This window comes from Kitasatospora sp. NPDC056651 (genome assembly GCF_042792155.1).
In the GTDB taxonomy this organism is placed as follows: Bacteria; Actinomycetota; Actinomycetes; order Streptomycetales; family Streptomycetaceae; genus Kitasatospora.
In genome coordinates this window covers 100703-110679 of record NZ_JBHTWX010000011.1, presented here as the reverse complement: position 1 = coordinate 110679, position 9977 = coordinate 100703, and the positions used below count along the sequence as shown (strand labels likewise).

The following is a 9977-nucleotide window of genomic DNA, read 5'->3' as shown; positions in this document are numbered from 1 at the left end:
GGCTCCCAGTAGACGACTGGGTTGATAGGCCGGATATGGAAGCCCTGTGAGGGGTGGAGTTGACCGGTACTAATAGGCCGAGGGCTTGTCCTCAGTTGCTCGCGTCCACTGTGTTGTTCTGAAACAACGACCCGCCCGATCTTTTCGGGTGTGCGGTTGACAGTTTCATAGTGTTTCGGTGGTCATAGCGTGAGGGAAACGCCCGGTTACATTCCGAACCCGGAAGCTAAGCCTCACAGCGCCGATGGTACTGCAGGGGGGACCCTGTGGGAGAGTAGGACGCCGCCGAACAATTATTCCGAAAAGCCCCTTCCCATCCGGGAAGGGGCTTTTTGCGTTACCCTCTGCCAATGCAGAATCTGACCCTGACCTGGCAGTCCGCCGGGGCTGCCGCGATAGGTCTCCACGCGGGTGCGTACGCCGCGGTGAAGGGCCGGAAGCCGGCGCTGTCGGCACTGTTGCGGGAGGCCGGCACGCTACTGGCGCTGTTCGCGCTCTGGCAGTTGGTCGGGCACCTCTCGGTGATGAGTACGGACCACGCGCTGGACCGTGCGAGCTGGATCCACCACACCGAGCAGGTGATCGGACTGCCGGACGAGGCTTCGTGGCAGAAGGCGGTCACGCCGTACCCGGTGCTGGTGAGGCTGGCGAACTACTACTACGCGGTCATGCACTTCGCCGTCATGCTCGGCGTGCTGCTCTGGGTGTTCCTGCGGCACCGAGAGCGGTACGCGTGGGTGCGCAACACGGTGGTGATCACGACCGCGGTCTGTCTGATGGTGCAGTTCATCCCGGTGGCGCCGCCGCGGATGCTGCCGCAGAACGGTTTCGTCGACGTGGCCGCCGAGTACGGACAGTCGGTGTACGGCGGAGCGGTCGGCGGTGTGGTGGTGGCGGCCCAGCTGTCGGCGATGCCCTCGGTGCACGTCGCCTGGTGCGTCCTGGCGGCGGTCGCGGTGATCCGGGTGTCACGGAGTTCGCTGCGTTGGGTGATGGTGCTGCATCCGGTGTTGACGGTCGCCGTGGTGGTGGTGACGGCCAACCACTTCTGGCTGGACGGCATCGTGGCCGTGGCGATCCTGCTCCTCGCCTACGCCGTCCTGGCGTTGGCGGCACGCCGACGGGGCCGGGCCGCCGCCGAGACGGAGAACCGGCCCCGGAGTACCGCCGACGAGCCGCTGGAGCAGGTCGGTTGAGCCGAGGCTGAGCCAGGACCGGTCCGTGGCCGAGCCAGGACCGAGGTCGGTCGGCCGGCAGGTCACTTCACCGGCAGGTTGACCTTCCCCCAGGAGCCGTTGCTGAGTGCGGAGGTGGCCCAGTACCAGGCGGCGAGCCCGGAGAGGGCGGCGATCCAGCCGGCGGCCTTGGCCAGCCCCCCGTAGCCGCCGAAGGTGGCGATGGCGGAGCACAGCAGGGAGAGCGCCAGCAGGCCGTAGACGGCGCGGCTGAGCAGGCCCGCGCCCCAGCTCGCCGCGGTGAGGGTGAGGGCGAGCAGCGCCCACAGCAGCAGGAACAGGCCGGCGGCGTTCTTGCCCGCCCCGCCGGCCACCGACCAGGTCACCCAGAAGGCGGCGAGGCTGGCGAAGGCGGTGCCGGTGAAGCCGTCGCCGCCGCGGAGCTGCCAGAGGCCCGCGAGGAAGAGGGTGATGCCGCCGAGTACGTGGGCGAGACGGGCCGCGTCCCCGACTCCGGCGCCGTGCAGGATGCCGGTGGAGAGCAGGCCGTAGGCGAGAAGGGTGAGACCGAGCGCGAGGTGGCCGAGGTTTCTCGCGTCGGCTCCGGTGGAACGGGCGTTGGTTGCCTCGGTAGCGTCGTTGCTCACCGGAGGCTCCTTTCACTCTGGGCGCGCGCAGGGCGCGGTGACGCTGTGGTGTCGTCGTGACGAGTGGAGATGAGCGGAGACGGGGGCCGCGGGTGGCCGTGCCGAGGGCGCACGGCGGTGAGCGTGCGCGGGCTGCGGGCGTCAGTGATGGGCCATCGCAAGTGATGGGCCGACGGGGAACCGCTGGTCAGGTTCCCGCCGGGAGATGTCCCGGTGGTATCGGTCTACCCTGCTCGGTTCGCTTGTACCGTTGTGAATATAACAATTTGTGACTGCGTCAGTACGGTCTGGGGCCTGAGCCCGGGGGGCTCAGACCTGACGCTGGGTGGGCACCCGCAGGGTCAGGATCGCCATGTCGTCCGACGGCGGCTCCGGGGCGAAACGTTCGACCGCGCGCTGGACCCTCGCCGCGACCGCGCCGGCGGTCAGGCCGGTGCAGCCGGTGAGCACCTCGGCGAGGCCGTCGTCGCCCAGCATCCGCCGGCCCTCGCGGCGTTCGGTGACCCCGTCGGTGACGCACAGCAGGACCTCGCCCGGGGCGAGCACCAGGGTCTCGGCCGTGAGGTCGAGGTCGTCCATCACGCCGAGCAGCGGCTGCGGGGTGGCGGCGCGGTCGACCTGGCCGTCGGTGCGCAGCCGCAGCGGCAGCGGGTGGCCGGCGCAGACCAGGGAGAGCTCGGTGCTGCCGTCCGGCCGGGGCGTCAGCTCGCCGTAGAGCAGGGTGAGGAAGCGGCTGCGCGAGCCCTCGTCCAGGATGGCCGCGTTGAGCCGGCGCAGCACCTGCGGGGCGTCCAGGCCCTCGCGGGCGAGCAGCCGCAGCGAGTGCCGGGCCAGGCCGGTGACCGAGGCGGCCTCGGGGCCGGTGCCGCAGACGTCGCCGATGGCGAAGCCGTAGGTGCCCTCCCGGATGGGGAACAGGTCGTAGAAGTCGCCGCCGACCTCGTTGCCCTCGCCGGCCGCCTGGTAGTAGACGTCGACCTCGACGCCGGGGATCTCCGGCAGGTCCGGCGGGAGCAGGCTGCGCTGGAGGGCCTGGCTGGTGGCGGTGCGCTCGGAGTAGAGACGGGAGTTGTCCAGGGCGAGGGCGGCCCGGCGGGACAGGTCCTCGGCGAGTTCGAGGATCTCCTGGCGGAACCGGACGCCGGCCGGGACGCCGAGCACCAGCAGGCCGATGACCCGGTTGCGGGCGGTCAGCGCGAGCACGACGGTCTCGCCGAGCAGGCCGGCGAGAGCGGGGCCGTCGGTGAGGCCGCCGGCCTCGGCGGTCTCGGTGGGTGCCGTCCAGAACCGGACGCCGTGGCTGGGGCCGGCCTCCGGGGCGGGGGTCTTGTCGAGCAGGTCGCGCAGCGGGTCGATCCGGTCCTCGTCCTCGTGCAGGACGAAGGCGAGCCGGGCCGGGGAGGTGCGGTCGGCGGTGGTGTAGACGGCACACCAGGAGGCGAGGGTGGGGACGGCCATCTGGGCCATCAGCGCGAGGGTCTGCTCGTGTTCGAGGGTGCCGGCCAGCAGGTCGGAGGCCTCGACCAGGAAGGAGAGCGAGCCGCGGCGGAGCTGTTCGAGCTCGGTCAGCCGGGTGCTCTCGACGGCGAGGGCGACCCGGTCGGCGGCGAACTGGAGGCGCAGCGCGTCCTCGTTGTCGTAGCGGCCGGGCGCGGCGGCGGCGATGCCGAGCGAGCCGATCAGCCGGCCCTCGACCTTGAGCGGGACGGTGACCAGGGAGCGCATGCCGCTGTCGGAGAGCAGGGGCAGGCCGGTGGGCCGGGTGACGAGGTCCTCGTGGACGGAGGGCAGCCGGGCCGAGTCGTAGCGGTTGCCGGTCTCGACCGGGAAACGGGCGTGCCGGCGGTGTCCGGCGGTGAGGCCGGTGGCGGCGCGGACCTCGAACTCGGCCTCGTCGTCGGTGGTGAGCAGCAGGTACGCGGCGTCGCCGTCGAGCAGGTCGCGGGCGCGTTCGACGGTGCGCTGGAGGAGGGTGTCGAGGTCGTCGGTGGCGACCGGGCCGGCCAGCAGGTCGAGCCGGGGGCCGGACGGGTCGGGGCTCTCGCCGGGCAGGGCGCGGGCGGGGGAGCGCAGCACCGCGCGGTCGGCTTCGAGGACGAGCAGACAGAGGGTGGAGGGGACGCCCTCGGTGTCGCGCAGCCGGACCTGGAGGCCGTACACCTCGATCTCGTGGCCGTCCCGGCGGCGGATGCCGTAGCCGCCCTCCCAGCGGGCCATCCGCAGGGTGTCGGTCAGGCCGAGGCCGCGGGCGGGGGACTTGGGCCAGACCGCGAGGTCCGCCCAGGGGCGGCCGAGGACGGTGGCGGCGGGGTACTCGAAGAGCGCTTCGGCGTCCGGGTTCCAGGCCAGTACCCGGCCGTCCTCGTCGAGTTGGATGACGGCGACGCGCACCGGGCCGGGGCCGCTGGGCAGGTCGCTGCCGGGAGTGGCGGGAACGGCGTAGCGGGTGCCGAGCACGTGTGCGGGCAGGGCGAGGCGGAACCAGACGGTCTTGCGGCCGGCCCCGTACTCGACGCCCCACCGCTCGGCGAGGGCGGAGCACATCAGCAGCCCGCGGCCGCCCTCGCCGTCGGGATCGGCGTAGCGGTCGGAGTCGGCGACCGGAACGCCGCCGAGGGAGGGCAGGCCGCGTTCGGGGTGGTGGTCGGTGACCTCGATCCGGACGGTCTGCTCCTCGCGCAGGCAGCTGACCTCCGCGGCGGTGCCGGCGTGCACGACGGCGTTGGTGACGAGCTCGCTGACCAGGACGACCGCGTCGTCGACGACCTCGGGCAGGCCCCAGCCGAGCAGCGCGTCCCGGACGAAGCCCCGGGCGGCGGCCGCGGACCGGCCGTCGGGTCCGAAGGTGGCGGCTGCGCGCGCGGTGACCACGTTGCCAGTTCTCCTCTGCTGCTCTTGCCCTGGCTGTCCGGGGTGCGGCGCCGACTCCCCGTGCGCGCCGTCGGGGTGAGCGGCGGCGCTGGGTCGGGTCGTGGCCCGGTGCAGCGCTCCACCCTACTTTCCGGTTGGTTCCCCGTGGGGACGGGGAGTCGAAACAGGCACCAGAGGGTGATTCTGCCCACCTGTTTCGGACGGTGAGGTACGAACCGAGCGCAACCGGCCGTGCACTCGGCGCGGGTGCTGCCAGACTGGGGGGTCCGCGACGGCCGGTGGGAGCAGTACGGTCGTGTGGGTGCCGGAGTGCCGCAGGCCGCCGGTACGCAGCCCAGCCGGGCCGGTTCCCGGGTGCGTGCCGCAATCCGGCACGGACGGTCACCGGACAGTTCACGATCGTGGGAGGGGTCCGTTGAGTTCGGCCACCAAGGACGCAACCGGTACGACGCCGCCGGCCCCGCGCGGCGGGCGCCCCGGGGCCGTGCCGCGGAACGCGGCCGGGCGGCGGGCGAGCCACAACCGTGGTGCCGAGCCCGCCGAACTGCGCAAGCTGCTGTCGGCGCTGACCGCGATGCGGGACGGCAACTTCCGCCGCCGGCTGACCGTCCCGGGGGACGGGCCGCTGGCCGAGATCGCCGCGGTGTTCAACGAGGTCGCCGAGCGCAACCAGCACCTGACGGGTGAACTGGCGCGGGTGCGGCGGGCGGTGGGCCGCGAGGGCCGGCTGAACGAGCGGCTGGAGACCGGCGCGGGCGAGGGCGCCTGGATGGCGGCGGTCGACAACTGCAACGCGCTGATCGACGACCTGGCCCGCCCGATGGCCGAGGTGGGCCGGGTGCTCACCTCGATCGCGGAGGGCGACCTGGCCCAGAAGATGGAGCTGCGCTCGCTGCACAGCAACGGGGTGAGCCACCCGCTGCGCGGCGAGTACCTGAAGATCGGGCGGACCGTCAACGGGCTGGTGGACCAGCTCTCCGAGTTCACCGACGAGGTGACCCGGGTGGCCCGCGAGGTCGGCACCGAGGGCAAGCTCGGCGGCCAGGCCAAGGTCCGCAGCGTCTCCGGCAGCTGGAAGGACCTGGCGGACTCGGTCAACACCATGGCGGGCCGGCTGACCGCCCAGGTGCGCAACATCGCCCAGGTGACCACGGCGGTGGCCAAGGGCGACCTGTCCCGGAAGGTCACCGTCGAGGTGGCCGGCGAGATGCTGGAGCTGAAGAACACCGTCAACACGATGGTGGACCAGCTGAACGGCTTCGCCGCCCAGGTCACGACGGTGGCCAGGGACGTGGGCACGGAGGGCCGGCTCGGCGGCCAGGCCCAGGTGCCCGGCGTGGCCGGGGTCTGGCGGGACCTGACCGACTCGGTGAACTTCATGGCCGACAACCTGACCGGCCAGGTGCGCAACATCGCCCAGGTGACCACGGCGGTGGCCCGCGGGGACCTCTCGCAGAAGATCGAGGTGGACGCGCGCGGCGAGATGCTGGAGCTGAAGAACACCATCAACACGATGGTCGACCAGCTCTCCGGCTTCGCCGAGCAGGTGACCAGGGTGGCCCGCCAGGTGGGCACCGAGGGGCGGCTCGGCGGTCAGGCGCAGGTGCCCTGGGCGGCCGGGGTCTGGCGGGACCTGACCGACAACGTCAACTTCATGGCGAACAACCTCACCGATCAGGTGCGCAACATCGCCCAGGTGACGACCGCGGTCGCCAAGGGCGACCTGTCGCAGAAGATCCAGGTGGACGCGCGCGGGGAGATCCTGGAGCTGAAGAACACCATCAACACGATGGTGGACCAGCTGGGCGCCTTCGCGGACGAGGTCACCCGGGTCGCCCGGGACGTCGGCACCGAGGGCATCCTCGGCGGCCAGGCCAGCGTGCCCGGGGTGTCCGGGACGTGGAAGGACCTGACCAACAGCGTCAACCTGATGGCCAACAACCTGACCAGTCAGGTGCGGAACATCGCCGAGGTGACCACGGCGGTGGCGCGCGGCGACGTCTCCAAGAAGATCACCGTCGACGCCCGGGGCGAGATCCTGGAGCTGGTCACCACCGTCAACACCATGGTCGACCAGCTGTCGGCGTTCGCCGACGAGGTCACCCGGGTGGCCCGCGAGGTGGGCACCGAGGGGATCCTGGGCGGTCAGGCACGGGTGCGCGGGGTGTCGGGCATCTGGAAGGACCTGACCGACAACGTCAACTTCATGGCGTCGAACCTGACCGGACAGGTGCGCAACATCGCCGAGGTCGCCGGTGCGGTGGCCCGCGGGGACCTCTCCAAGAAGATCTCCATCGACGCGCAGGGCGAGGTGGCGGCGCTCGCCGCGACCCTGAACACGATGGTCGACCAGCTCTCCTCCTTCGCGGTGGAGGTGACCCGGGTGGCCCGCGAGGTGGGCACCGACGGCACCCTGGGCGGCCAGGCGAGCGTGCCCGGGGTGGCCGGCATCTGGAAGGACCTGACCGACAACGTCAACCAGATGGCGAACAACCTCACCGGTCAGGTGCGGAACATCGCCCTGGTGATCACCGCAGTGGCCCGCGGCGACCTCTCGCAGAAGATCGACGTCGACGCGCGCGGCGAGATCCTCCAGCTCAAGACCAACATCAACACCATGGTCGACCAGCTGTCGGCGTTCGCCGACGAGGTCACCCGGGTGGCCCGCGAGGTGGGCACCGACGGACGGCTCGGCGGCCAGGCCCGGGTGCCGGGCGTGGACGGCACCTGGCAGGACCTCACCGAGTCGGTGAACGAGCTGGCCAACAACCTGACCCGGCAGGTGCGCGCGATCGCCCAGGTCGCCACCGCGGTCACCAGGGGCGACCTGAGCCTGCGGATCGACGTGGACGCCGCGGGCGAGCTCGACGAGCTCAAGGACAACATCAACCAGATGATCGCCAACCTGCGCGAGACCACCCGCACCAACCAGGAGCAGGACTGGCTCAAGACCAACCTGGCCCGGATCTCCGGCCTGCTCCAGGGTCGCCGGGACCTGGAGGCGGTCGCCTCCCTGATCATGACCGAGCTGACCCCGGTGGTCTCCGCCCAGCACGGCGCCTTCTTCCTCGCCCAGCCGGCCGGCCGCACCGCCGAACTGATCACCGAGGACGACGACGAGAACGACACGGTGCTGCGCCTGATCGGCAGCTACGGCTACCAGCGGCGGGCGATGCCGACCACCTTCCGCCCCGGCGAGTCGCTGATCGGCCAGGCCGCGGTGGAGAAGCGGGCGATCATCCTCAAGGAGGCGCCGCCCGGGTACCTGAAGATCGCCTCCGGGCTCGGCGAGGCCTCCCCGGCCCACATCGTGGTGCTGCCGGTGCTGTTCGAGGGCCGGCTGCTGGGCGTGATCGAACTGGCCACCTTCAGCTCCTTCACCACCGTGGCGCTGGACTTCCTGAACCAGATCGCCGACCTGATCGGCGTCACCGTCAACACCATCAGCGTCAACACCAAGACCGAGGGCCTGCTGCTGGAGTCCCAGCGACTGACCGCCGAACTCTCCATGCGATCCGCCGAGTTGGAGGCGCGCCAGGAGGAACTGGAGCGCACCAACGAGGAGTTGCAGGAGAAGGCCGAGCAGCTCGCCCAGCAGAACCGCGACATCGAGATCAAGAACGGCGAGATCGAGGAGGCCAGGCAGGTCCTGGAGGAGCGCGCCGAGCAGCTCGCCCTGGCCTCCCGGTACAAGAGCGAGTTCCTCGCCAACATGTCGCACGAGCTGCGCACCCCGCTCAACTCGCTGCTGATCCTGGCCAAACTGCTCTCCGACAACAACGAGGGCAACCTCTCGCCCAAGCAGGTCGAGTTCGCCGACACCATCCACGGTGCCGGCTCCGACCTGCTCCAGCTGATCAACGACATCCTCGACCTGTCCAAGGTCGAGGCCGGCAAGATGGACGTCCGCCCGGCCCGGATCGCCCTGGTCCAGCTGGTCGACTACGTGGAGGCCACCTTCCAGCCGGTCGCGCTGGACAAGAACCTGGACTTCGCCGTCCGGGTCTCGCCCGCCCTGCCGGTCACCCTGCACACCGACGAGCAGCGGCTCCAGCAGGTGCTGCGCAACCTGATCTCCAACGCGGTGAAGTTCACCGACGCCGGAGCCGTCGACTTCTCGATCCGCCCGGCCGGCCCGGAGACCCCGCAGCACGTGCGCGAGCGGCTGCTGGAGTCCGGCTCCATCCAGGGCCCGGACGACGAGCTGATCGCCTTCGCGGTCTCCGACACCGGCATCGGCATCCCCGACAACAAGCTGCGGGAGATCTTCGAGGCGTTCAAGCAGGCCGACGGCACCACCAGCCGCAAGTACGGCGGCACCGGCCTCGGCCTGTCGATCAGCCGCGAGATCGCCCGGCTGCTCGGCGGCGAGATCCACGCCGAGAGCGAGCTGGGCAAGGGCTCCACGTTCACGCTCTACCTGCCGCTGCGCACCGAGGCCCCGGAGCCCGTCGGCGAGCCGCGCCAGACCGCGTCGAACGGCCTGGCGCCGCGCGCCATGGTCGGGGTGACCCCGGTGGGACTGCCGGTGCCGGTCGGCGAGAACCCGGCCGACCACTGGGCCCAGGAGGTCCGCGAGCTGGCCGAGGAGCGCCGCCGCGGCGCGGTGGAGCGCCGGCGCAGCGCGGCCCTGGAGGGCGCCGCCGGGCCGCGGGCGATGGAGCCCGCCCCGCCGCGCCCGGCGGCCGCCGGGCGGCGCTTCGACGGTCAGCAGGTGCTGATCGTGGACGACGACGTCCGCAACGTGTTCGCCCTCACCAGCGTGCTGGAGCAGCACGGCCTGACCGTCCTGTACGCGGAGAACGGCCGCGAGGGCATCGAGATGCTGGAGCAGCACGAGAACGTGGCGCTGGTCCTGATGGACATCATGATGCCGGAGATGGACGGCTACGCGACCACCGAGGCGATCCGCCGGATGCCCCAGTACGCGGGCCTGCCGATCATCGCGCTGACCGCCAAGGCGATGAAGGGCGACCGGGAGAAGTCCCTGGAGGCGGGCGCCACCGACCACATCACCAAGCCGGTGGAGACCGACCACCTGCTGTCGGTGATGAACGAGTGGCTGAACGGCGACCGCGCGTGACGGCGGTGGCGGGTGTGAATCCCGGGCCGGGCCCCGGGATTCACACCTGCCGGGCGGCCGGCTTGCTGGCGGACGGACCCGGGAACCCGGTAAGGTCACCGATCGTTGCGAACAGTGACCGGATGGCGACTCATTGGTGAGCGCGCGCCGGAGCACTGACTGCGCGCCGCTCCGGATCGGGTCACGACGGAGCGATGTGCC

Annotated in this window: 4 protein-coding genes and 2 rRNA genes; 4 read left to right on the top strand and 2 right to left on the bottom strand. The window is 71.4% G+C overall.

Annotation, left to right across the window (positions count from 1 at the left end; translation table 11 throughout):
- From ACFRAR_RS07565 to ACFRAR_RS07555, 3 genes are all read left to right on the top strand, one after another.
- A 23S ribosomal RNA gene (locus ACFRAR_RS07565) occupies nucleotides 1–93 on the top strand; the annotation flags it as partial.
- Between the two features lie 81 nt (nucleotides 94–174).
- Nucleotides 175–291, top strand: a 5S ribosomal RNA gene (gene rrf, locus ACFRAR_RS07560).
- Between the two features lie 59 nt (nucleotides 292–350).
- Entirely contained in the window at nucleotides 351–1196 is an 846-nt protein-coding gene (locus ACFRAR_RS07555) for a phosphatase PAP2 family protein (RefSeq protein WP_380695820.1), read from the top strand.
- A gap of 62 nt (nucleotides 1197–1258) precedes the next feature.
- Here the strand turns inward: ACFRAR_RS07555 and ACFRAR_RS07550 are convergent, their stop codons facing one another.
- Together ACFRAR_RS07550 and ACFRAR_RS07545 are read right to left on the bottom strand one after the other, a co-directional pair.
- The gene (locus ACFRAR_RS07550) at nucleotides 1259–1822 is read right to left on the bottom strand and encodes a GPR1/FUN34/YaaH family transporter (protein ID WP_380695818.1); all 564 of its coding nucleotides are present in this window, start codon (nucleotides 1820–1822) and stop codon (nucleotides 1259–1261) included.
- A 309-nt stretch (nucleotides 1823–2131) separates the two neighbouring features.
- On the bottom strand, nucleotides 2132–4693 hold the full coding sequence (locus tag ACFRAR_RS07545; RefSeq protein WP_380695816.1) for a SpoIIE family protein phosphatase: 2562 nt from the start codon (nucleotides 4691–4693) through the stop codon (nucleotides 2132–2134).
- Between the two features lie 574 nt (nucleotides 4694–5267).
- Between ACFRAR_RS07545 and ACFRAR_RS07540 the strand changes: the two genes are divergently transcribed.
- Complete coding sequence (locus tag ACFRAR_RS07540) at nucleotides 5268–9776, top strand: HAMP domain-containing protein (protein WP_380695838.1); 4509 nt, start codon at nucleotides 5268–5270, stop codon at nucleotides 9774–9776.
- Nucleotides 9777–9977 lie beyond the last annotated feature (201 nt).

Bases quoted from the DNA above. Each gene is read 5' to 3' on its own strand.
- ACFRAR_RS07555 (WP_380695820.1), top strand. From the start codon at position 351: ATGCAGAATCTGACCCTGACCTGGCAGTCCGCCGGGGCTGCCGCGATA.
- ACFRAR_RS07540 (WP_380695838.1), top strand. From the start codon at position 5,268: ATGCGGGACGGCAACTTCCGCCGCCGGCTGACCGTCCCGGGGGACGGG.